This is a genomic window from Agarivorans sp. B2Z047, from assembly GCF_023373605.1.
GTDB classification, from domain to species: domain Bacteria; phylum Pseudomonadota; class Gammaproteobacteria; order Enterobacterales; family Celerinatantimonadaceae; genus Agarivorans; species Agarivorans albus.
In genome coordinates, this window is sequence record NZ_CP088080.1 from 2,059,120 (window position 1) to 2,082,460 (window position 23,341).

22 protein-coding genes are annotated in these 23,341 nt (G+C 44.4%); 16 read left to right on the plus strand and 6 right to left on the minus strand.

Translation table 11 applies throughout. The features are described 5' to 3' along the window. The first annotated feature begins 77 nt into the window (after window positions 1–77). The 3 genes from LQZ07_RS09440 (at window position 78) to LQZ07_RS09450 (ending at window position 2,309) form a co-directional block, all read left to right on the plus strand. On the plus strand, window positions 78–833 hold the full coding sequence (locus LQZ07_RS09440) for an ABC transporter substrate-binding protein (RefSeq protein WP_152779346.1): 756 nt from the start codon (window positions 78–80) through the stop codon (window positions 831–833). 121 nt (window positions 834–954) lie between these two features. After that, the gene (locus LQZ07_RS09445) at window positions 955–1,833 is read left to right on the plus strand and encodes a bifunctional transcriptional activator/DNA repair enzyme AdaA (protein WP_152779344.1); all 879 of its coding nucleotides are present in this window, start codon (window positions 955–957) and stop codon (window positions 1,831–1,833) included. Beyond that, window positions 1,830–2,309: a GNAT family N-acetyltransferase gene (locus LQZ07_RS09450; protein ID WP_152779343.1), complete on the plus strand. Its 480-nt coding sequence runs from the start codon at window positions 1,830–1,832 to the stop codon at window positions 2,307–2,309. The genes LQZ07_RS09445 and LQZ07_RS09450 overlap by 4 nt, the downstream gene beginning before the upstream one ends. Before the next feature lie 57 nt (window positions 2,310–2,366). Here the strand turns inward: LQZ07_RS09450 and LQZ07_RS09455 are convergent, their stop codons facing one another. Both LQZ07_RS09455 and LQZ07_RS09460 read right to left on the minus strand, forming a co-directional pair. Then, a complete protein-coding gene (locus LQZ07_RS09455) occupies window positions 2,367–2,573 on the minus strand; it encodes a cold-shock protein (protein ID WP_016401263.1) in 207 nt (68 codons plus the stop codon). 412 nt (window positions 2,574–2,985) lie between these two features. Then, entirely contained in the window at window positions 2,986–3,642 is a 657-nt protein-coding gene (locus LQZ07_RS09460; RefSeq protein ID WP_249483614.1) for a tRNA-uridine aminocarboxypropyltransferase, read from the minus strand. Between the two features lie 268 nt (window positions 3,643–3,910). Between LQZ07_RS09460 and LQZ07_RS09465 the strand changes: the two genes are divergently transcribed. Together LQZ07_RS09465 and LQZ07_RS09470 are read left to right on the plus strand one after the other, a co-directional pair. Further along, entirely contained in the window at window positions 3,911–5,023 is a 1,113-nt protein-coding gene (locus tag LQZ07_RS09465) for a hypothetical protein (protein WP_152779338.1), read from the plus strand. Further along, window positions 5,020–5,865 carry a hypothetical protein gene (locus LQZ07_RS09470; RefSeq protein ID WP_152779336.1) on the plus strand — a complete coding sequence of 282 codons (846 nt, stop codon included), beginning with the start codon at window positions 5,020–5,022 and terminating at the stop codon, window positions 5,863–5,865. Before LQZ07_RS09465 ends, LQZ07_RS09470 begins: the two co-directional genes overlap by 4 nt. A gap of 237 nt (window positions 5,866–6,102) precedes the next feature. Here the strand turns inward: LQZ07_RS09470 and LQZ07_RS09475 are convergent, their stop codons facing one another. Together LQZ07_RS09475 and LQZ07_RS09480 are read right to left on the minus strand one after the other, a co-directional pair. Next, window positions 6,103–6,468 (minus strand): hypothetical protein, encoded by a 366-nt coding sequence (locus LQZ07_RS09475; protein WP_016401259.1) that lies wholly within the window; start codon window positions 6,466–6,468, stop codon window positions 6,103–6,105. Window positions 6,469–6,641: 173 nt separating this feature from the next. After that, window positions 6,642–8,252 (minus strand): glycoside hydrolase family 43 protein, encoded by a 1,611-nt coding sequence (locus LQZ07_RS09480; RefSeq protein ID WP_152779334.1) that lies wholly within the window; start codon window positions 8,250–8,252, stop codon window positions 6,642–6,644. 91 nt (window positions 8,253–8,343) lie between these two features. Between LQZ07_RS09480 and LQZ07_RS09485 the strand changes: the two genes are divergently transcribed. Both LQZ07_RS09485 and LQZ07_RS09490 read left to right on the plus strand, forming a co-directional pair. Then, window positions 8,344–9,219, plus strand: a complete 876-nt coding sequence (locus tag LQZ07_RS09485; RefSeq protein WP_152779332.1) for a helix-turn-helix domain-containing protein — start codon at window positions 8,344–8,346, stop codon at window positions 9,217–9,219. A 575-nt stretch (window positions 9,220–9,794) separates the two neighbouring features. Further along, window positions 9,795–11,237: a DUF2867 domain-containing protein gene (locus tag LQZ07_RS09490; protein ID WP_152779330.1), complete on the plus strand. Its 1,443-nt coding sequence runs from the start codon at window positions 9,795–9,797 to the stop codon at window positions 11,235–11,237. 36 nt (window positions 11,238–11,273) lie between these two features. Here LQZ07_RS09490 and LQZ07_RS09495 read toward each other — a convergent pair whose 3' ends face one another. Next, window positions 11,274–12,326 carry an aldo/keto reductase gene (locus LQZ07_RS09495; RefSeq protein ID WP_152779328.1) on the minus strand — a complete coding sequence of 351 codons (1,053 nt, stop codon included), beginning with the start codon at window positions 12,324–12,326 and terminating at the stop codon, window positions 11,274–11,276. 175 nt (window positions 12,327–12,501) lie between these two features. On the opposite strand from LQZ07_RS09495, the gene LQZ07_RS09500 reads away from it, so the two are divergent. Further along, on the plus strand, window positions 12,502–14,868 hold the full coding sequence (locus tag LQZ07_RS09500) for a helicase-related protein (RefSeq protein ID WP_249483616.1): 2,367 nt from the start codon (window positions 12,502–12,504) through the stop codon (window positions 14,866–14,868). A gap of 71 nt (window positions 14,869–14,939) precedes the next feature. On the opposite strand, the gene LQZ07_RS09505 is transcribed toward LQZ07_RS09500, so the two are convergent. Continuing rightward, window positions 14,940–15,476, minus strand: coding sequence for a cytochrome b (locus LQZ07_RS09505; protein WP_152779327.1), 537 nt, complete (start codon window positions 15,474–15,476; stop codon window positions 14,940–14,942). A gap of 210 nt (window positions 15,477–15,686) precedes the next feature. Between LQZ07_RS09505 and LQZ07_RS09510 the strand changes: the two genes are divergently transcribed. The 8 genes from LQZ07_RS09510 (at window position 15,687) to LQZ07_RS09545 (ending at window position 23,340) form a co-directional block, all read left to right on the plus strand. Then, window positions 15,687–16,340: a vancomycin high temperature exclusion protein gene (locus LQZ07_RS09510; protein WP_249483617.1), complete on the plus strand. Its 654-nt coding sequence runs from the start codon at window positions 15,687–15,689 to the stop codon at window positions 16,338–16,340. Between the two features lie 4 nt (window positions 16,341–16,344). Continuing rightward, on the plus strand, window positions 16,345–17,295 hold the full coding sequence (locus LQZ07_RS09515; protein ID WP_194164043.1) for a trypsin-like serine protease: 951 nt from the start codon (window positions 16,345–16,347) through the stop codon (window positions 17,293–17,295). Between the two features lie 77 nt (window positions 17,296–17,372). After that, window positions 17,373–18,419 carry a tRNA preQ1(34) S-adenosylmethionine ribosyltransferase-isomerase QueA gene (gene queA, locus LQZ07_RS09520; RefSeq protein ID WP_152779323.1) on the plus strand — a complete coding sequence of 349 codons (1,047 nt, stop codon included), beginning with the start codon at window positions 17,373–17,375 and terminating at the stop codon, window positions 18,417–18,419. 87 nt (window positions 18,420–18,506) lie between these two features. After that, on the plus strand, window positions 18,507–19,631 hold the full coding sequence (gene tgt, locus LQZ07_RS09525; RefSeq protein ID WP_152779321.1) for a tRNA guanosine(34) transglycosylase Tgt: 1,125 nt from the start codon (window positions 18,507–18,509) through the stop codon (window positions 19,629–19,631). Window positions 19,632–19,737: 106 nt separating this feature from the next. After that, complete coding sequence (yajC, locus tag LQZ07_RS09530) at window positions 19,738–20,076, plus strand: preprotein translocase subunit YajC (RefSeq protein WP_016401246.1); 339 nt, start codon at window positions 19,738–19,740, stop codon at window positions 20,074–20,076. A gap of 28 nt (window positions 20,077–20,104) precedes the next feature. Next, entirely contained in the window at window positions 20,105–21,958 is a 1,854-nt protein-coding gene (gene secD / locus LQZ07_RS09535; protein ID WP_152779319.1) for a protein translocase subunit SecD, read from the plus strand. Between the two features lie 10 nt (window positions 21,959–21,968). Further along, the gene (gene secF / locus LQZ07_RS09540) at window positions 21,969–22,919 is read left to right on the plus strand and encodes a protein translocase subunit SecF (protein WP_016401244.1); all 951 of its coding nucleotides are present in this window, start codon (window positions 21,969–21,971) and stop codon (window positions 22,917–22,919) included. 49 nt (window positions 22,920–22,968) lie between these two features. Further along, on the plus strand, window positions 22,969–23,340 hold the full coding sequence (locus LQZ07_RS09545) for a rhodanese-like domain-containing protein (RefSeq protein ID WP_016401243.1): 372 nt from the start codon (window positions 22,969–22,971) through the stop codon (window positions 23,338–23,340). The last annotated feature ends 1 nt before the right edge of the window (window position 23,341 follow it).

Below are 23,341 nucleotides of genomic sequence, written 5' to 3' on the forward strand. Positions count from 1 at the left end.
GACACAAGGCGCACAACGGTGCGTCTTTTTTTGTCGGTCGGTTAACCAAGCCTAGTCTAATATTAGTGGAGAACTTATTGGTTAATCTTGATAAGTTCGCTAATCATAAGGAGTGGGGTATTCGTCAAATTGCGCTTGTTTTCTGTTTTCTATTTTGTTCTTCGGTCTTTGCCGAGGGCCCTTATAAGTACGCCGCTATTGAGCATCTATTTGAGCAAAAAGTTGGAATTGTTGTATTAACTGCGGTCTACAAAAAATTGGGTTTAAGCATAGAGGTGAACCCTTTACCGGCTAAACGAGCCCAGTTAGAAGCATCAAATGGCATGCTCGATGGTGAAGTGATGCGAATATGGAGTTATGGAGAGCAGAACCCGCAATTGGTTCGTGTGCCAACTCCTTATTATTCACTGAACACCACCGCGTTTTACTTGAGCGAACGAGCATTAGCAATATCTACCTTGTCTGACTTAGAGCGATATAAATTGGTAGTAGTGAGAGGGGTTAAACATACTGCCGATGTTACTGCTAATCACAAGTATGTTGAGCAATTAAGTAGTACTGACAAACTCCTAAGCTTTGTTCACCGAGGGCGAGCAGATGTGGCACTCACTAATAAAGTTGATGGTTTAGTCGCTTCGAAGCGATTAAAACTTAACGAACACATCGCTTATTCGGCGCCGTTGGCGGTGTTCCCGCTTTATCATTATATTCATGAACGAGAGCGTCACTTAGTCGCGAAAGTGGATGAGGTGATTCAAGCGATGCTTAGGTCTGGCGAGTTAGCCCAAGTTATCGAACAAGCTGAACAACAGGCGCTGAATTCTGGCTACTAACCAAAAGGTGCTTGCTAATTTTACTGCTCAACATTTCCTAATCTGTTATTTTGCAATTATCGGGTCGAGCCTATGATTCAATTAGGTTAAAGTTGCGATTAAAGGCTAGTGAGGAAACGTTATGGAGCAAAGTCCATTGCAATCGCATCGAGAGTATCAGCAAATAAGCCAAGCAATGGCCTATTTAGTTGAACACCAACAGCAGCAACCAGAACTTAAAGATTTGGCCGAAGACTTAGGGTTGAGCGAGTCTCACTTGCAGCGTTTATTTAGCCAATGGGCTGGGGTATCGCCAAAGCGCTTTTTACAGTATCTCACTTTGCAAAAAGCGCGCGAGCAGTTGTTTGAATCACGCTCGGTATTAGAGCTTGCTTACGATGTTGGCTTATCAAGCGGTGCCCGTTTATACGACTTATTTGTAAACATTGAAGCGGTAACTCCTGGTGAGGCTAAGGCCCAAGGTGAAGGTTTAACGATTCATTATGGCTGGGGAATCACGCCCTTTGGTTGTGCATTTATTGCGACTACGCATAGAGGGATTTGCCAGTTAAGTTTCTGTGAAGCAGAGCAGCAGCAAATACCATTGGAAGAGCTCACCAAGGCGTGGCCTAAAGCCAAATGTATTCATGATGATGATGTGATAAGGCCCTTGTTAACTCAGATATTTAGCCAAAAAGCGCCTCCTAAACAAGCTTTATCGTTATGGCTAAAAGGAACAAACTTTCAGTTGCAAGTGTGGCAAGCTTTGTTAAAAGTGCCTAGCGGCAGTTTGTGTTCTTACCAGTTTTTGGCGCAGCAGGTGAGCTCGGCCAATGCAACTCGCGCAGTTGCCAGCGCCGTGGCAAAAAATCCGATCGCATTTATTATCCCTTGTCACCGAGTGATTCGCAGCAGTGGTGCTTTGGGTGGCTATCGCTGGGGGCTAGATAGAAAACAACTGATGATGGGCCGCGAAGCGGTATTGGCTGAGCAAAGTAATCAATATGGGGAAAGTGCATGAGGCCAGAGATGAATTTGCAGCCTTTGGCAGAACAGAATTTAGCGAAGGTTTTGGCGCTACAAGTTGCTCTGGAGCAGCAAAACTACGTAAAAAACATCGCAGATATTTTACAACAACTGAGTGAGCAACAATCAGCACATTTGATGATGGTAGATAAACAATTAGTTGGTTTTTTTGTGATTGATCAGCATTATCCATATCACCAAAATTTGCCACTGAACAAGGCTGTATTGTTGAGGTCATTTTTCATCGACCGTCGTCACCAAGGAAATGGTTACGGATATCAAGCGGGTTTGCTGCTTAAGGATTATGTCTCTCGATTACATTCAGGTTTTGAATTTTTATGCTTAACGGTAAATTGCCGCAATCACGCTGCGCAGGCTTTATATAAAAAGTGTGGATTTAAAGACAGTGAAGTTTTGTATCGGGGAGGGCCAGCGGGGCCACAGCATATTTATACAATGAAGCTAAAGTAGGGCAGTAAAGAAATAGGAAGCATAACCTAATCCCAAGGTTATGCTTCTAGAAGTTGTTTATACAACCTCAACGTTGGCCGCTTGTGGGCCTTTTTGACCGTCTTCAACGTCAAATGCTACTTTCTGGCCTTCTTCAAGTGATTTAAAGCCATCTCCTAAAATTGCACGGAAGTGTACAAACACATCTGCGCCAGATTGTTGTGAAATGAAACCAAAACCTTTCTTTTCGTTAAACCACTTAACGGTACCAGTGCTCTTAGACATTATGTCTCCTGAAACAATTGAAATAATACTCTATATTTTTAAGTTTGCTTGCTCTGCAGGGCTTAGTAATTTTGTTCAAATTATGCGCTGTCTTATCAAGCGACAACATCATAACAACAACTAAAGGCCTAGGCATAGTGACAAAACGTGGCAAAAGCACTTTTGCTTGATAACGTTTTCAATGCGTGATGTATCTCACGAAAGTAGTAGTTTAATTCGCTGTTAAATTGAGTAAAAACTGGTGGTTAACACTAGGGGCCGTTTACCCTTACTGGTTAAGTTTTGTTCGAGGTGACGTCGTTTAATGCATGGCAAGGAGTGTGCAGTCCAGCTACTTATCAAAGCCGCGATCTTGTATTAAATACCCGACAAACTGCTGGATAAGTTAGCTTAGAAGATAAACCGACTCGAGTTAGCAGTTTCTACCTGCGAGGGTTTGCTGGGTAAATTGACTGAAACGCTGCGCAAGTTGTTTGCCATTACTTTCTTCACCGCTCATCGCTAATAACTGAGCCGCTACTTCAGCGGTGGCCCATTGACCCTTTATTGGTCGAGAACGAAGCCCATAGCTGGAAGCTTGTTCAGGGTTAATTGAAATCACAGGAAACGTGTCTAACCAAGGACTTTGGTGAAACATTTTTCTGGCCTCGCGCCAGCTGCCATCGAGCATAATGAATAGCGGCTTTTGGCCTGCTTTAAGCTCTACCTTGTAATGAACTCTCTCTGGTTGGCTAAACGCGGCAGGGAATACCACATAGGGTTGCCATTGTTGTTGCTGGCAAAGTGCTAATAAATCTTCACAAGGTTCGGTTCGTTGCCAGATAAAGGCGTAGGTGTCTGGGATTAGGTCAGCAATAAATCGGCCAGTATTACTGGGGCGCAAAACCTCCATATTGTGCATGAGTAGCACAAAACCACAATCGCTATCTTGCAAAATAGCTTGCTCACAAAAGCAGTGTTGCTGAGGCATTTGGCAGGTTTGGCAACGCACTCGGCGTGCCCCTCGGCCTTTAAATTGGGTAGTGGCAGCAGCTTTGCGCTGAGCGTAGAGTTCTAGAAAGCGATTCACAAGCGATAGGGCGTAAGTAAAAGGAAGCAAGTATACGCTAAGCCTTAGCTCAACACGAACAAGCTAGTGGTAGTTGCCTGTTGTTTGCATTGATAAATTAGCGGTACCTCCAAATGTTCCTGTTAAATGAATAGCTTTGATAGCGCTTTCATTCACATCTTTAATATTCATCTTGCATGATTATCAACGTTTAATCATGGGTTTATTGGCTTTGTTGAGCTTTTTGTTAAGGTTGCTTGGTTTAGTTTTGTTGTACAAGGAAGTAACTATGATTAAATCTCCCAGTTTGTTTTGGTGGGGAATTTTTGCCGGGGTAATAGGCATGTTGTTTTATGCCAATTTTAGGGAGCCTCAAATACTGTTTGATGCGCTTCCGGCTTATCAATGGATAAAGTTTTCTGCAAATCCCATTATGCTCCCTCGCTATGCCTCTGAGTGGTTCCCTAGTTTTCTGCACGTAGTGGGCATGAGCTTGTTCACCGCTGGTTTATTGGGCACTGAAGGAAAACGTTGGTTAGCAATACCTATATGTTGGTTAGCTGTTGATCTCGCTTTTGAATTTGGCCAAGCTACTGAAACATTAGGGGTTTTAAGCTATGGCAATTTTGAATGGATGGACGTAGCAGCGCTTATTATGGCGACTATTTTCTCTACCATTTGGCTTTTTCAGCATAATCAAAAAGCAATTGTTAAGTCGAAGAAAAGCCAATTTGCTATCCCTCTTGCGGTAGTTGTTGGCAGTGCAATGATGCTAGGTAGCTACCAATCACCAACAGTTGATCAAAAGGCTAGATACATTTGTACTTACCCAGATCAAAGTGAAGCTATTTGCGCCATTGAGCCAATATACTTGGACTGGGAAAGCTTTAGAGGCGAGAAGCAAGTTAGCTTTAGCGCTGAAAATAGCAATGCCTTAACACAAGCTTATATTGATGCTGGCTCAAGGGTTGAAGAGTTTACGGGCTTAGAGAATTCCGGAAAAATCTATCTCTATCAGCACTACATGTTTATTATTTCTGAGCTGCGTGGTGTCTACATTTTCGATAATACCAATCGTGAAGCGCCAGTATATTTAGGCTTTGTTCATGTGCATGGTGCTTCTGATGTGCTAATTCACCAAGGCATGCTGGTTGTTGCTGCTTTAACGGATTTAGTTCTGATTGATTTTAATAATTTGAACAGCATTACTACTCAAGAGCTCGCCTTAAATTACCCCAACTATGATCGCTTGTCTCCTCAAGCCACCATATTTGCAAAGTTTAGTGACAGTTCTGAAGAGTATGAATCTGTGTACTTGGATTACGAAATTGGTTTGGTGATTGGTTATAAAAATGCCAATGGTAAATCCTTCTACTTTTGGCCATTAGAGGAGCTGCTATGAAAACGCTTATTAAAAGACTTAGTGTACCGATTGCAATAGTACTAATGGCAGCTTGTGATTCAGACTCAAGCTCAAGTGATGGCACCGTAGTATATAGCGGAACAGGGCAGGTTGGCTCTCTTGCAGCTTTAGTTGAATTTCAAGGCGATCTTCATGCGATAAATACGAACCAAAAAGTTTCGATACTTCGCTCAGAAGAGTTTTTATCTGCTGATTATGTTGATAGTTATTCTTGGATAGCTGAAACCTTACACGTGTATGACGATAGCCATGTGATGGTCGGCCATTCAAGTGGTGTAGACATTTATCGCTCCACTGGTGACCTAGATAATCCCGTTGAGTTTATCGCACAGCTTCGTCATTTAGTTGCCTATGATCCAGTCATCGCTCACGACGGAGTGGCTTATTACACCACCAGAGATGGTAGTAACGAAATCACCTTTATGGATGGAATATTTGTTGAAAATATTAGCGATATCCTAGCTTATGTTCCGCCAACTCAAGAAGAAATTGATGAAGGCGCCTCTAATGTAAGACCTAACAGTACATCAATGGCAGAGTACCGAGAGTTAGCCGAGCCCATTGGCTTAGCACTTCGAGAGGGGACGCTCTATGTTTGTGATGCTGCCGAAGGATTGGTTCCTTTATTACTCGAGGCAAACCCTGAAGAATCAGCTGAATTTAGCCACGTACTTACTAGGCAAGCACTTAATGATGTATTTCCTTGTAAGGACGTGATAGCCACTGAGCAGGGATTAATGCTGGTAGGTGAGTCTGGAGTTATTCAACTCGATGTTAGCGATACCGGCCTGAGCTTAGTGAGTCAAATACCTACGATATAAAACGAACAGGCAAACAAAGCGCATAACTTTGCTTGCCTAATGACATCGAATAGTGGTCAGAAGCAGAACGCTTCAGGGTTAATTTCTGCGGGGATGGGTGAATCGATATTTGGTTCACTTTTCTAAGCGACTGCCATTGGGTTGTAAAATTGTTGATGTTGCCTCAATTGGTAGAGGTAATAAGAAGTAGGTTAACCCTTAGTTGCCGCTCTAGATCTAGTATCAAAGCCAACGCTGTTAGCGAAACAAGAACTGTCTAGGGTAACCAAAGTAGCGGCGAATTTTGTAATGCTGGAACAATAAGGCTGTGGCGAGGTGCAACAAAGAAACAGCACCTAGTATCAATGCCATACGTAACCAAGGTTGGTCATAGGCGCTGCGAACAACATAGATTTCTGCGATGGTATTAATCCACTCGGCAGTGAGTAGCAACATGGCACATTGGTTTAGTCGTAAGCAAATTGGGTGGCGAATCAAAATACTACACAGTCCCATAATGCATAGCGCAACGTAAATTTGCTGGTGAGCGTGGTAGAAGTGGGCAGCACTAAGCAGAAAACAGATACAACAAGGGGCGAGAAACCAACGAATTGAAGATTGCATACTGTGTTGCTTAGTGGTTAAAAATGATGCAGCGAGTGTGGCAAGCTCTATAAAGCAAGATACTGATTTAAATCAAAATAACCGTTTTATACTTAGTTCAATGCTTGAAACTAAGAGTTAGATCGCACTAGCTAGTACTCTAAATAGCGCAATCCAACTGGGGTATTTTCAGACTAACTTAATGTTTGATAGTCGAAGTAATCAAAGTCGGCTTCAATCTGCTTACCTGTTAGGTCACAACCAAATAAACCGACAAATGAGCCGGTGAAGCGAAACACATCGTTGCTGCCTTCATCTGATAAGTGAGTGGCATTTAAAGGTTCACCAATGGTTTGCCAAACTTTTCCGTCTAAAGAATAGCTAAATTGATACCACTGAGTACGTTGCTCTAGGCGCATGTAAACCCGTTTACTGCGGCCAATAACGATTTCGTCGGTGTATTCTTGGTACTTATCATCAATGTCGCCCACAACTTGAATGATTTGTTCGCCAGCATCGTTAGCAGAGGTTTTTAAAAAGTAGTGTCCGCCACGTGAGTAGTAAGCTACCAAACCTGCCATTTGCCGTGGTGAGCGGGGATCAAACTCTACAGCGGTTTCGCTGTTGCAGTTAAATGCGGTAACTCGCTGCGCCAACATGCTTTGGTTGTAGCGTGAGTACAAGTAGTCACGGCCAGCTAGGCGCAGATAACCCGGTCGCTTGCTTAAAGATATCCATGATTCTTCAAATGGGTCTTTTAGTGATTGGTATTTTACCGCTAAGGTGTTGCCATCAAAGTCATCACGGCTCGCTTCAACCGGCCAAGGTTGAGCCGCTAGTTTTGGCGCTTGGATCTCCAGCCTTGGGGTTGTACCGCCTACAACATATGGCCAGTTATCACGCCACTCTATGTTTTGCAGGGCGGTTTCTCGACCTAAGGTACAGCGACCTTGGGCATATTTTGATGTCTCTTTAGGATTTTCTGGGTCGCTAATTGGGCGGCCACAAAGATGCGATAAATACCATTCGCCATTTTGGGTTTCTACTAAGAAGCCATGCCCCGCACGTTGCAATTCGGCGTCATCTTGGTGGCGAGACGTTAGAATGGGGTTTTCTGGGTGCAGCTCATAGGGGCCCCAAACATTTTTGGCGCGGCAAACAGTGACTGCATGGTCGTATGATGTACCGCCTTCTGCGGTGATAAGGTAATACCAGCCATCTTTTTTAAGAATTTGTGGCCCTTCAGTACAGCCCAGCTTGGTACCGTTAAATACTATTTTTTCTTCGCCAACTAGTTGGCCTAACTCGGCATCAAATTCTTGCAGAACAATGCCACCAAAAAAGTCAGTTTTTTTACGGCCATCCCACACCATGTTTACCATGTATTTTTTGCCATCGTCATCATGAAACAGTGATGGGTCGAAGCCATAATTACCTATAGATACAGGTTTACTCCATGGGCCGCGAATGTCTTCGGCGCTAACCACATAGCTGGGAGTAGACATCCAAGTACCGCCACGACAAGAATGCACGTTAGAGAAACAGCACCAAAACTTGCCATCGGCATAACTTAAGGCTGGGGCATACACACCTTCGGAGTTATCCATGCCTCGCATATCTAGGTGGTCAACGGTGTTAAGTACATGGCCGATAATTCGCCAGTTCACTAGATCTTTAGAGTGGTGGAGCATGATGCCCGGAAACCATTCGAAAGTAGAGGTAGCAATGTAGTAATCGTCTTCTACGCGGATAATCGATGGATCGGGACGAAAACCAGTAAGAATAGGGTTAGTAATAGTAGCCATAGTTACTCCTAAAGTTTGTACTGGTAATTTATTGCTTTAAATTGTGCTTATATGTAAGTTATAGGCTTTAAAGTATAAAAATATTGCTATTATGGCTGCGCATCCTCTCAGTTTTGAAAACATCCACCTTCCTCAGGGAAAATCCTACTATTTGCGCCGCTTTCACTTCATTGATGAACCTAGTTTAGAGATCCCAACTCACTTTCACATGCTATGTGAGGTTATGCTGTTTAAAAAGATCAAAGGGCAGGTAGGGATCGACGGGCAATCAATAGAGTTAAACGACAATTCACTGGTATTTGTTCCTTCATTGGCGATGCACGAAATGGAGATGCGAGGTGAGGAGCGAGAGTTTAGTCTGCTGCAATTTCAACGTTATCTATATAGCGAGTTAGCCTTATTGGATGTGGCCTCTCAATTAGAGAAGCCTTTAGTGCTGCAACTTAATGACCAGCAAGCAGGGTACTTACATAGCCAATTTGCTTGGTTAGAGAACGTAGATAACAACAATGATGGACGGAATTTGGCGCATAGCTTATTGCGCACATTATTTTTGTTTTTGGCCGGCCAGCAATCTCGCTGCCAATTTAGTACCGAAAAAAATGCTACCGTATTAAAAGAAAACAAAGGCTTGGCAAAAATCATCCCCTTGCTTCACCACTTAGAGAACCACCAAACACTTAACTTAAGCTTGCAACAAGCCGCTGATATTTGTGGTATGTCGAGATATCATTTTTCACGGGTATTTAAGTCTTTATTTGCCCAAAACTATAAAGATTATTTACTTAAACGAAAAATCAATACCGCAGTTGCTATGCTCAGCGACAGTAAACAAAGCATTACCCAAATAGCTTATGCCTGTGAGTTTTCCGATAGCGCTTATTTTTGTGCCAAGTTTAAGCAAGTAATGGGCATGTCACCGGGTCAGTTTCGCCAATCCACTCAAACTGTGTTGTCTTTTGGCTAGGTAACCTGAGCTCGAGATAATAAACCGGTTTCTAGCGGCTACTTTTACTTATTTCAGTGTTGAAGCTACTTGCAATAGGCTAGCTATTGGCGCGCAGCTTCGCCTTGAACTAAGCAAAACTATTTCGCTAGAAACATGAAGCTAGATTAAGTACTGGGTTGCAGAGTTATCGTCACTTCTTTATCCAGAGCTCAGGTTAAGTAAGACGGAATAGCTAATCCGCTATAATTTTGGTGTGCATCAATAAGCATTAAACTGTTGCAAGTTGCAGCCTCCAAGCCTTGTTAGTTAACCTTCATAATCCAGCTAGAAAATACTGTTATTTTAGTTGCTTAGAAAAACTTCTCTTAAATTGTGAGAAAATTCAGCTAGGCTGTAGTTAACAAATTTATACCAATCACACTAAGTAAGGGATCAGAAATATCGCAGGAAAAATGCTCGAGAATAAGGCAGAATTTTTCGATAAGTAGTTATTCTACAATCAAAAATTCTAACGCAGTTATCGAGTATTTTAACCAGATAGAATGAACAGTTACTTAGTACGATTGGTATTAACAGTAGATTAGGGTTGTTTAATGCGAATACTGGTTATTGGAGCATTGGGTACTATTGGCCGAAAGCTGGTGCCGGCTTTGGTTGGTGCTGGTCATCATGTGAGTGTTAGTTCGCGCGATCCTAATAAACCAGTGCCTTGGCCAGAGTTAAGTTGTCCGCGATTTACCTTAGATTTGCTGGAGCCTAGTAGCCTGCCAGATGCACTGGAAGACATTGATCTTGTGTATTACCTAATGCATGGCATGAGTGATGGTCAGGCACATAGCGAACTAGAAGCTATTGCCGCCAAAAACCTGGCAGATGCAGCAGCTACGGCCAAGGTCCAGCGTATTATTTATATGGGCAGCTTAGTGTCGGTTAAGCCTAAGTCTGAGCACATGCTCGCACGTATAGCGACTGGTGAAGCTTTGGCCTCAAGCGGCGTTGCAGTTACCGAGCTGCGCGCTGGCATTATTATTACACCGGGTTCAGCAGCTTTTGAGGTGATGCGCGACTTGGTGGGGCATATGCCTTTAGCATTTGTACCTAAAGCCATTGAAACGAAAGCCCCGCCAATAGCCTTGGAAAACGTGCTCCATTACTTGGTTAAACTCGCCAATATGCCAGAAACGGCCGGGATGGTTTTAGATGCTGCAGGCCCAGAATGGTTAAGCTATCGACAGCTTATGTTACGCATAGCTAAGCATTTAAATAAGTCGATTAAAATTATGGTGCTACCAGGTCTTCCAATTAAGCTTGCTTGCACCGTTTTAGGTTTAATAACCTCTGTGCCACAAAGTTTGGCTAAGGCTTTAATTGCTGGATTAGCTGAGCAGCTAGAGGCAAAACCAGACGTGTTACGTGGCTTAATTCCTCAAAAATTAATGTCGATTGATGATGCCATTGCGCAGGTATTTGAAGAGGGGCAAGTACATACTTACCCTAAGCGCTGGCAAGATGGCGTGCCGACCTTCAGAAACTTTTCCTCATTGCATGGTTTTTATGCCAAAGCGGCAAAAAAAACCGTCACGGTGAATGCCTCTGCAGCAAATATCTGGCGAGTAATAAATCTACTAGGGGGTAAGCATCGTTACTTTTATCTCGATGTGCTGTGGGCTATGCGCGAATGGATGGATTTTGCTGTTGGAGGAAAAGGCAGAGAACACGGGCGCAGTGATTATCGAACGCTACGGGTAGGAGAGCGAGTCGATTCTTGGACCATCTTGAGTGTTGAAGAAGATGAATGTTTAGTAATGCGCTTTGGTATGAAAGCGCCCGGGGGCGGCGGTATGCAAATTAGTATCGAGCCTTTGAGTGAAAATAAACACCAACTGGAAGTGGCTTTGTATTGGCATCCGGCCGGTTTTTGGGGCCTTGTATATTGGTACTTTTTTGCGCCTTGGCATGGCTGGTTACTCTGGGGTATGACTAAAAACATGGCCAAGTTGGCAGAGCAAAATCAGCAAGCTGAAGAACAAAAGTAGTCCACCATTAATCACGACAAATGGTGGACTTAAACCCTAGTAAGGTGCTGGGTAGCGTTTAAATACTTCGCCAATGTCGGCCATTGCCTTCTCACTTAAAGGCATAGCAAATGCGGCAATGTCTTCTTCTAACTGCTGCATGCTGGTGGCACCAATAATGGTAGAGCTTACTCCGTCTACTTGGTCACACCAAGCTAAGGCCAATTGCGCAGGCGTATAGCCATAGTGCGAAGCTAGGTCGGCATAGGCTGCAACCGCTTGGTGAGCAAGTTCAGTATCACGGAAAATTCCGTTGCGTTGCATAAAGGTCCAGCGGCTGCCTTCTGGGCGAGCGCCGTTGGCATATTTACCACTAAGCATCCCCCCAGCCAGCGGAGACCAAGGCAAGTAGGCAATATCCTCTTGCACACAATTCTCAATTAAATAGGGCCAATCTTTAGCGTGCAACAAGCTAAACTCGTTTTGAATTGACACCATACGTGGCAAGTTATGTTGTTCACTCAGCTTTAGGTAGGTATTAATACCCCAAGGCGTATCATCAGATAAACCGCAGTGACGAATTTTTCCGGCTTCTACACAGCGCTGCAAACCTTGCAGGATGTCTAGCATCTGCGCTTGATGGTCGGCTGCATCTATTGCGGTTGGCTGAATATGGTTCGGCCAGTGTTTACCAAAGTGTGGAGTGGAGCGATTAGGCCAGTGCAGTTGGTACAAATCAATATAGTCGGTTTGTAAACGCTTTAATGAGGCATCTACTGCAGCTACCACTTCTTCACCATTAATAGGGCCGCCATTACGCACCCAAGGCAAGCCAGCACCGGCAATTTTAGTCGCAATAATTACATCGTTACGTTTCTGCTTGTTGGCCGCAAGCCAATTGCCAATAATAGCTTCGGTTTTGCCGTAGGTATCTGGAGAAGGTGGAACGGCGTACATTTCTGCTGTATCAATAAAATTAACCCCTTGGCTTAGGGCGTAATCAATCTGTTGATTAGCGTCTTGCTGATTATTTTGTAGGCCCCAGGTCATACTGCCTAAGCACACTCGCGAAACTGATAAGTTACTGCTGCCAAGTTTAGAAAAATTCATGTTAGGTCCATTAATCGGGTTAGCGCACAAGCAGTTAGCTTAGGTGATGGCTAATTGTGAAAGCAAGTACAAATAATTCTTGATGGTAGATAAGCTGATTCACATGGCTAGTATTCGCGATAAAGTTTGCTTAAGGGTAATATGCCAACGTTTCAAATGAGCTATCGGATATTACGTGAGCAACTACAAACCCTCATCATTACCTATTGATTCCCTGCAAACGCGTTTTGTTGAGCAACTTGCTCATGATCATTTGGTGGTAGAAGCTGCCACTGGCTCAGGCAAGTCCACCCGTTTGCCGGTGTGGGCGGCTAACTTGGGTAAGGTGTTGGTGGTGCAACCACGGCGAATAGCTTGTGAGGCGTTATCCACTTATGTCTCTGAGCAGCTGGCTTTAAGCGGCTCGCCACATAAGGTGGGTTATTCAATTCGCTTCCACTCAAGCGTTAATGAAAATACTGATATTGCTTTTGTCACTCCCGGGATCGCCCTGCGTTGGTTAGCTGAAAATAAACTTGCTGATTATGCAGTGCTGATTATTGATGAATTTCATGAGCGCCGTTGGGATTCTGATTTGTTGTTAGCTTTAGCTAAGTCTTTACCGCTTAAAGTGGTGGTCACTTCTGCTACCTTGCAAGGCAATAAGTTGAGTGAATATTTGGCTGCGAAGGTGCTCAAAACTACTGGGAGGGAGTTCCCAGTTAGTGTGAGTTATGAAGCGCGAGAATCTCATCATCTACCAGATAGCCGACGAGTTACCGAATCAGTTAAGCAGGCTGTTGAGAAGGCTTTGCTAAAGGATGAGGGCGATATATTGGTGTTCTTGCCGGGCAGAGCAGAGATTCAAGCCTGTCAAGCTAGCTTGAATGGGCTTGATGCTGAGGTGTTGCCACTGCACGCAAGTATTAGCGCGCAAGAGCGTAAAACCCTATTAGACAACAGCAGCGAACAACGGATAAGGCGAGTTATTCTTGCAACAAACGTTGCCGAAACCAGTTTAACCATTCCTAGAATTACCAGTGTGATTGATTCTGGCCTAGAGCGGCGCACCAAACAACGCGCCGGCAGAACGGTATTGAGTTTAGAGCGGGTGTCGCGCGCCAGTGCCGAGCAGCGACGCGGCCGAGCAGGGCGAGTATGTGCAGGCCATTGTTACCGTTTATGGGGGGAGTTTGCGCCGCTAGAAAGTGTAACGCCACCACAATTGCAGCGTGAAGAGTTGTTAGAGCCGATGCTATTTGCGGCAAGCTGTAATCACGCTTTAGCAAAGCTTCAATTTCTTGAAGCATTGCCTGAAAAGTCATTAAGCATTGCGAGTGTTCGGCTCAATCGAATGCAGGCTTTGCGCACCGAAGACTGTTTAAGTGAACATGGCCAACGCTTATTAAACTTACCAATTGACAGTTATTTTTCGCATCTGGTCAACCTTGTCCCCAAGGGGCCGGAGCGCGAGGCTATGCTCGACTTGGCTGCGGCCTTAAGTATTAATCGTAGCCTTTATCAAAAGCCAAAATCGGAACATGCTTTAAAAGTATTGAGCCAGTGGCAACCTTTACATTGTGATATGAGCATTACACTAGATCTGCTACGCGGGAAAACTTGGCCAGATGAACTAACAGTAAACCAAGACGCTTTAAGTCAAGCGCAGGAGTTAGCTGAGCAGTTACGTTCAGTAATGGCTCTAGATGATCTTGCTTATGCGAAAAGCTATAGCCGCGAAAAACTGCTAGAAGCCTTAGTCGTCGGGGCTAAAGAACTGGTATATGTGAGGCGAGAAAAGCGCACCAATGCGATGGGAAATGGAATCGCAGAGTTGCAAGTTGGCAGAGAAAGCTTATTTGATGATGCTCAATTGGCTGCAGTGGTGTTTGACCTCTACAGTTTACCCGGGCGAGGAGTAAAGCAGCTAAACAACATTGGTTTGTGCTTAGCGCCGGTGAGTGTAGATTTGTTAGCAAAACACCGCTTTGGCGAGCTACAAAGCAAAACCAGTGTTGCTGCTGATGGCTCTCAGCTCATGCAACGAGTGTATGCAGGCAGGGTGATAGGTAGTGAAAAAGTGGCCTTAAGTGCTGAAGACTATCGCCAAGCGCTGGCTAAGCGGATCCTCGCCAATCAACAGTCTGGCTTTAGCCAACTAGGTTGTATTCAAGATATTGCAGCTTGGAACTTATGGGTAAGCCTTGGTGAGAAACACGGCGGTGGAGAAGGTGACCAAGTAGATTCTCTAGAGTGGTTGAGTTCTCAATTGGCTTTATTAGGCGTAGAAAATGCCGAGGACTTTAGTTTAATCGAAGCTACAGATTTTGTCTTTGAGGGGATCCCCCAATGGCAACGCGAAGACTTTGAGCAACGTTACCCGCGACAGTTAGTATTGGCAGACTTAAAACTGGATGTTGAGTATAAAGCAGGCTCAAAACAAGTGATTGTTCACTATGCTTCTGGCGGTCGTAAGGCGGGGCCTAAACGTTGGGAGCTGCCTACATGGGCAGGCTGGCGAGTGTTTTATGTTAAAGCAAGTAAGCGAGTGGCACTTACTTAGTGTGATTGGTATTAGTTGACGCTCGCAGCAAGCTGTTTGGCTTAACTGCGAGTCGCTAATAAAGGTGTTTTCTATTTAGAGGTCATTCGTTTTAGCGTGTCGTCTTTTAGAATGAAGTGGTGATATAAAGCTGCGAGTACATGCACTGCAACCACCACATAGAGAAGCTGGCCGCCGTAATGGTGAATAGCCGAGCCAATCTCGTTAAGCGATTCATTTTTTTCTGCAAAACCCGCTATCGTGAACAAGCCAAAAAATTTCACATCATGACCGCCAGACAAGGACATAATCAAGCCAGAAATAGGCATTGCTAACATCAGCAAATATAAAGCAATGTGGCCAAGATGTGCCATCTTAAGCTTTATCCCTTCGCCGATAGGAGCGGGTACTTTGCTTACGCGATGCCAAACAATTCGTAGTGCTATCGCTGCTATGGCAATTAAGCCTAAACCTTTATGAAGGTCATATAGTTCAAACTTCTCTGGCCCTCTAGGCAAGGTATCCATATAAAGTGCAATGGCAATTAAGCTTAAAATAAGTAGTGCCATCAACCAGTGAATGAGTTTACTGAAAAGTCCAAAGCGCTGCGGGCTATTTGTTAAGTTCATATGTTAAATACCATTACTTTAATTGTGGCTTAAGTTAGCAAATTATCTGTTTATGTAAACTATTTTTACGCTTCTTTACGAAGCCTTTGAAACTTGCCAAGGTATTGTTGATAAAACTTTTTTCTAACAAAAACCTTCCTAGTCACTGGGTTGCCAAGTTTGGCTATGCTAGCATGGCTTTAATTGTAGATTATGGTCGGAGTACATGCGGTGAAACGATTCCTTGGCGTGGTGTTGCTAATGGTTATCGTGGTGCTGTCTTGCCTAGTGGCTGTAGACCGTTACATTTCTCGCCAAGTTTCCGGGCAGTGGTTTCGCGATATGCAACAACTGCCGCCTCAGCCTGTTGCTTTAGTTTTGGGCACAAGTAAGTATGTGGGTAAGCGACTAAATACTTATTATACCTTTCGAGTTGAAGCTGCTGCTAAGCTATACCATACCAATAAGGTTCAGGCGCTAATCTTAAGTGGCGACAATGCTACCCGCTATTATAATGAACCTATAACCATGTTAAACGACGTGCTACGTTTGAACGTGCCACGTGAGCATATTGCTTTGGATTATGCAGGGTTTCGTACTTTCGATTCTATTGTGAGAGCTAAAGAAGTGTTTGGCCAACAGGCTATAATTATTGTGTCGCAGCAATTTCATGTGGAACGGGCTTTATACATCGCTAATCAATATGGCATTGAAGCTTATGGTTATGTGGTAGACGATGCACCGCAAGCTTTTCACTGGCGGGTTAGATTACGAGAGGTATTAGCGAGGACTAAGGCCTTGATTGATTTACATGTATTGCAAGCTGAACCGCATTTTTTGGGTGATCCTGAACACGTCACAATTCGTGAAAACAACGAAGAATAAGCAAATGAAGATTACAAAAGTGTGGCTAGTGGTTTTGTCCTTTTTGTTGGGTGTAAGTACTTCGCTTAAAGCTGAATCCGATATTGTCCCATTTATTGTTGGTGGTAATGATGCACCAGCTAATTATCCGTGGATGGCTCAAGTTTTTCTTGGTTCATCACGCTGTGGTGGAGTGTTAATTGGCGAACGCTGGGTGTTAACAGCCGCTCATTGTACTTTTGACTCCAGCCGACTAAACCGAACGATTGCAGCTTCAGAAGTCAAAGTGTTGTTGGGCAATTATCAGTTTGCCAATAGTGCACATCCCGATGCCTTGCAAGTAAGCGAGGTTTATCAGCACCCAAGCTATGTTAATCCTTCCGATTCTGGTCCAGCTTTTGATTATGATGTTAGCCTATTACGATTAACAGAAGCGCAAAGCGTAACGCCGGTTATTCTTAATGCCAATAAGGTGACCGATGCGCTCAATATTGGTGGCTTTATGCAGGTGGTTGGCTTTGGGCGAACCAATACTGACCCTTTGAATCCAATTTATCCAGACGTGTTACAGCAAGGTAACCTGAGTTTGATAAGCGAGAGCCGTTGCGAAGATGAGTGGTCGGCTTCTTCAATTACCGAGCAAATGTTTTGTGCCTATGGTACTAACCAAGACGCCTGTTCTGGTGATAGCGGTGGTCCGGTTTTTATTGAAGAGCAGGAACAACATCGTTTATTAGGCTTGGTAAGTTGGGGGAATCTATCTTGCCAAGGCAGTGCAGGCGTGTATACCGATATAGGCACAGTTTGTACTTGGATCACCGATACAGCCAGTATTGCTGGCGATAGCAGCTTAAATTGCAGTATAGCGGATACTCCCTCGTCAAGCGGTGGTGGCGCCAGTTGGTGGCTATTGATTTTGGGCTTGCCGTTGTGGCTATTGCGGCGGCCTAGCAAAGCACAGCATTTCAAGCGCTAATCCTTGCTATTACAGGCCGCAATCACTAAAATTGCGGCCTTGTTTATTATTGAATAGCCCACAGAGTTTTTAGCCTAATGCGTGTTGCCGATTTTTCTTTTGAACTCCCCGATGAGTTAATCGCTCGTTATCCAAAACAGCAACGTCGTGATAGTCGTTTATTGTGTCTTAATGGCAATACTGGTGAGCTACAACATCAGCAGTTTCCAGACCTACTAAACCATATCCAAGCTAACGATTTATTGGTTTTTAACAATACTCGGGTTATTCCTGCGCGTTTATTCGGTCAAAAAGCCAGTGGCGGAAAACTTGAAGTGCTGATTGAGCGTGTTTTAGATGAACATCGAGTGCTTGCGCATGTTCGTTGCTCCAAATCGCCTAAACCCGGTTCGGCCCTGCGCTTGGCTGATGCATTTGACGCTACTATGCTAGCTCGCCATGATGCCTTGTTCGAATTACTTTTTGATGACCAGCGAACAGTGCTAGAACTGCTTGAAGCCTACGGCCACATGCCATTACCTCCCTATATTGACAGGCCCGATGAAAATGCCGATAAGGAGCGTTACCAAACGGTTTACAATGAAAAGCCCGGTGCTGTTGCAGCGCCAACGGCGGGCTTGCACTTTGATGACGCTTTGATGCAACAAATCCAAGATAAGGGTGCAGATATTGCCTTTGTTACCTTGCATGTTGGTGCTGGTACTTTTCAGCCGGTGAAAGTTGAGTCGGTAGATGAGCATGTAATGCATTCTGAATACGCTGAAGCTGGTGAGGATGTTGTGGCTAAAATCGCTAAAGCTAAAGCAGCTGGTGGCAGAGTGATTGCGGTGGGTACCACTTCAGTTCGTTCGTTAGAAAGCGCGGCTAAAGATGCCAAGGCCAAGGGGCAAGCTTTACAAGCCTACGCGGCCGAAACCGATATTTTTATTTATCCTGGTTATCAATTTGAGTTGGTTGATGCCATGGTTACCAACTTCCACCTGCCTGAGTCTACATTGATTATGCTGATTTCGGCGTTTGCCGGTAAAGATAATGTGACGAAGGCTTATCAAGCGGCTATAGAGCAGCGTTACCGATTTTTTAGTTATGGCGACGCCATGTTTATTGAGCGTAAAGGCGCTTAGTTAATCCTATTTTGGCGATTAGACAATTATCTAAGCGCTTATTTGAAGCAATCTGAATCGGACTGTTTTTCCGATCTGAGGTAAGTTATGAAATATGAATTATTGGCGCAAGACGGTAAAGCTCGTCGCGGCCGTTTAGTGTTTGAACGTGGCACAGTAGAAACCCCTGCGTTTATGCCTGTGGGTACTTACGGAACTGTAAAAGGCATGACGCCAGAAGAAGTAAGTGCAACGGGTGCAGAGATATTACTGGGTAATACCTTCCACCTGTGGCTTCGCCCTGGCCAAGAAGTGATGAAAGCCCACGGTGATTTGCATGATTTTATGAACTGGCAAGGTCCTATTCTTACAGACTCAGGCGGTTTCCAAGTATTTAGCCTAGGCGATATTCGCAATATTACTGAGGAAGGCGTACATTTTCGCAACCCGGTAAACGGTGATAAAATCTTCTTAACACCAGAAAAATCTATGGAGATCCAAAATGATTTGGGCTCCGACGTGGTGATGATTTTTGATGAATGTACGCCTTACCCAGCTACTGAAGAAGAAGCGGATAAGTCGATGCAAATGTCCTTGCGTTGGGCAGCGCGCTCACGTCAGCGTCACGATGAGTTGGAAAACAAAAATGCCTTGTTTGGCATTATCCAAGGTGGTGTTTACGAGCACTTGCGTGATGTTTCGTTGGAAGGCCTAACTAACATTGGTTTTGATGGTTATGCGATTGGCGGTTTAGCGGTTGGCGAACCTAAAGAAGATATGCACCGCATACTTGATTATGTGGCGCATAAAGTACCTGAAGATAAACCACGTTACCTAATGGGTGTTGGTAAACCTGAAGATCTGGTTGAAGGTGTGCGCCGAGGCGTGGATATGTTCGATTGTGTGATGCCAACTCGAAATGCGCGAAATGGTCACCTATTCACTAGTGAGGGGGTGATTAAAATTCGCAATGCGCGCCACCGTGAAGATACAAATACATTGGATAAAGAGTGTGATTGTTATACCTGTCAAAATTATTCTCGTTCCTACTTGCATCATTTAGACAAGTGTAATGAAATCCTTGGCGCTCGTTTGAATACCATTCATAACCTGCGTCACTATCAGCGCTTGATGGAAGGGTTACGTGGTGCAATTGCAGCCGGTAAGTTAGACGATTTTGTAGCAGAGTTTTACGCAAAGTTGGGGCGTGAAGTCCCACCTTTGGCGGAATAATGCCCGATTGAGCAAGCAAAGCCTTGTTTTTGCTTGCTCTGTCTCCATTTAATAAGGTAGTTGTATAGATTATCTTAAGTTTTTAATTTTTTTAATGAGGGTAACAATGAGCTTATTTATTTCTCCAGCATACGCAGAAGGCGGTGCAGCGGCACCTGCTGGTGGCGGCATGGAACTAATTTTCATGATGGTGATTTTCGCGGTAATTTTCTACTTTATGATTTACCGTCCGCAGTCTAAGCGTGTTAAAGAGCATAAGAATCTGATGTCTTCATTGTCTAAGGGTGATGAAGTACTCACCACTGGTGGCTTGGTAGGTAAAATCATCAAGATTTCTGATGAAAATGACTACTTCCAATTGAGCCTAAGCGATGACACCACTGTTACGCTTAAAAAGGACTTTGTATCAGCGGTATTGCCAAAGGGCACGCTGAAGTCGCTATAGTAGCTATTCGGTCACTAGGGATAAGATTTTGTTAAATAGATACCCTTGGTGGAAGAACCTGATGGTAATCGCTGTGATTGCCATCGGCTTTCTTTACGCCACGCCAAACTTGTACGGTGAGGATCCTGCAGTACAAGTGTCTGGCACTCGGGGCGCTCAAGTAGAGCTGGCCCAACTAGACGAGATTCGCAACTTCCTCACAGAGCAGTCTATCGACTTTCGCTCTGTTGCCTTTGAAGATGGTTTAGCCTTAGTACGTTTACGTAACGATGCTGACCAACTTAAAGTAAAAAGCCTCTTACACGATTTATTGGGCGACGATTACATCGTTGCATTAAACCTTGCACCAGCAACGCCTGGTTGGTTAGACGCCATCGGTGCGGGCCCGCTTAAACTTGGTTTGGACTTACGTGGTGGTGTGCACTTCTTAATGGAAGTGGATATGGATGCCGCAATCAGTAAAGCCCAAGAAGGTATGATTCAAGATTTTCGAAGCGACTTACGTGAAGAAAAACTGCGTTATGCTGGGGTGAGAGCGCAAGGCGATTCTGTGGTAGTTCGTTTTCGTGACGAAGCCACCCTAGATAAAGCCATTAGCTTTTTAGACCGCAAATACAATGAATACCAATTCAGTGATGCTAGCCAAGGCGACCAATTCCGTCTTAGCGCTAAAATGACTGATGAGAAGCTAAAAGAAACTCGTGAGTATGCGCTGCAGCAAAACATTACCATTATCCGTAACCGGGTAAATGAGTTAGGTGTTGCTGAGCCACAGGTACAGCGACAAGGTTCCGAGCGTATTGTGGTGCAATTACCTGGTGTTCAAGACACTGCACGTGCCAAAGAAATTTTAGGTGCAACCGCTACTCTTGAATTTAGAATGGTAAATACCGACGCTGATGTGCGCGATGCAGCCGCAGGCCGAGTGCCTCCTGGTTCTCAACTCGCAAAACGCGTTGATGGCTCGCCAGTAGTATTGCGTAACCAAGTTATCTTAACCGGTGACCACATCGTGGGTGCACAGTCGGGTTTTGATGAGTACAGCCGTCCGCAGGTTAACATTAGCCTTGATAGTCAAGGTGGTAGCAAAATGGCTGCCTTCACTAAAGATAATGTTGGCCAATCAATGGCGACTTTATTCATTGAGTACAAACCTACTGGCAATAAAGACAGTGAAGGTAAAACTATTCTAGAGCGTCAAGAGGAAGTAATTAACGTTGCTACCATTCAATCGCGCCTTGGTCGTAGTTTCCGAATTACTGGTATTGACTCTCCTGCAGAAGCACAAAACCTAGCGCTACTTTTACGTGCTGGTGCGTTGATTGCGCCTATTCAAATTGTTGAAGAACGTACTGTTGGCCCAAGCCTTGGTCAAGACAACATTGATAAAGGCTTCATGGCGATTGTGGTTGGCTTATTAGCATTATTAGTATTTATGCCTATTTACTACCGTAAGTTTGGCTTGGTGGCTAACTTTGCTTTGATTGCAAACGTAGGGGTAATTATTGGCGTAATGTCGATGATTCCTGGTGCTACCTTAACCTTACCGGGTATGGCGGGTATTGTACTCACCGTTGGTATGGCGGTTGATGCTAATGTGCTTATCTTTGAGCGTATTCGTGAAGAGCTAAACGACGGCCGCAGCCCTCAACAAGCAATTCACTACGGTTATAGCAACGCACTTTCAACGATTTCTGATGCTAACATCACTACCTTTATCACTGCGTTGATTCTTTTCGCAATTGGTACTGGCGCTGTAAAAGGCTTTGCTGTGACGCTAGCGATTGGTATTGCAACATCTATGTTCACTGCTATTGTAGGTACCCGTGTAATTGTTAACTGGGTATGGGGCGGTAAGAAAATAGACAAGTTGTCTATCTAGGAGCTACGACGTGTTTTATTTATTTAGACCAAAAGGCACCGTGCGCTTCATGTCGCACCGCAAACCATTTATTTGGTTTACTGTTTTGCTTATGGTGGCTTCGGTAGCTAGCTTAGCGATTAACAAAATCAATTGGGGTCTCGACTTTACTGGCGGTACCTTGATTGAAGTTGAGTTTTCTCAGGCCGCTGATCTTACAGAAGTGCGCGAAGTGATGGGCAACAATGGTTACCCTGATATCGTTGCACAATACTTTGGTTCTCAAACCCAAGTATTGTTGCGCATGATGCCGCGAGAAGGAATTGATAGCCAACACTTAGGTGACAGCATTATGGGTTTGCTTCGTAGTGAAGTGGATTCTGATGTTGAAATGCGCCGTATTGAGTACGTAGGCCCAACGGTAGGTAAAGAGTTAGCAGAGCAGGGTGGCTTAGCTATTATTGCCGCTCTGGGCTGTATCTTGCTGTATGTGGCAATGCGCTTTGAATGGCGAATGGCTTTGGGTGCGGTGTTAGCTTTGGCTCACGACGTAGTGGCAACCTTAGGTTTGTTCTCACTATTACAGTTAGAGTTTGATCTTACGGTTATTGCCGCGCTGTTAACCGTAGTAGGTTACTCCTTGAACGATACCATTGTTGTATCTGATAGGATCAGGGAAAACTTCCGTAAGTTACGCAAAGGCGACCCTGAAGAAATTATCGATGTTTCTTTAACTCAAACCTTTAACCGTACAATTGTTACCTCGTTAACCACCATCATGGTACTTGTATCATTGTTCATGTTGGGTGGTGAGTTGATTCACAACTTTGCTACGGCTTTATTGTTTGGTGTATTCATTGGTACTCACTCTTCTATTTACGTCGCTAGTACGCTGGCATTGTACTTAGGCATTAAGAAAGAAGACTTTATGCCCAAAGAAATCGAAGAGAAAGAAGGTGCCGACCAGGACCCTATCGCATAATTATCTAAACCCGCTTCGGCGGGTTTTTTGTTGTTAAGGAGAAAACACAATGGCCCATAACCCTCGATTCTTAGCGTTGGTTGACGATTGCCGCAGCCGTATTAAAGAGTGCGATGTGCACCAAGTTAAACAATGGCTAGAACAAGGTTTAGCATTCACCTTGATTGACAACCGGGAACAAGATGAATGGCAAAAAAGCCGTATTCCAAATGCCAAGTATATGGGGCGAGGGGTAATGGAGCGTGATGTAGAAACGCTGCTCCCAGATTTAGACACTATGATTGTGATCTACTGTGGTGGTGGTTTTCGCTCTGCATTAAGCGCCGATAATTTGGTGAAGATGGGTTATACCAATGTGATATCTATGGATGGTGGGATCCGTGGCTGGAATGAAGCGGGCTACCCCTTAGAAGGCGCATAAA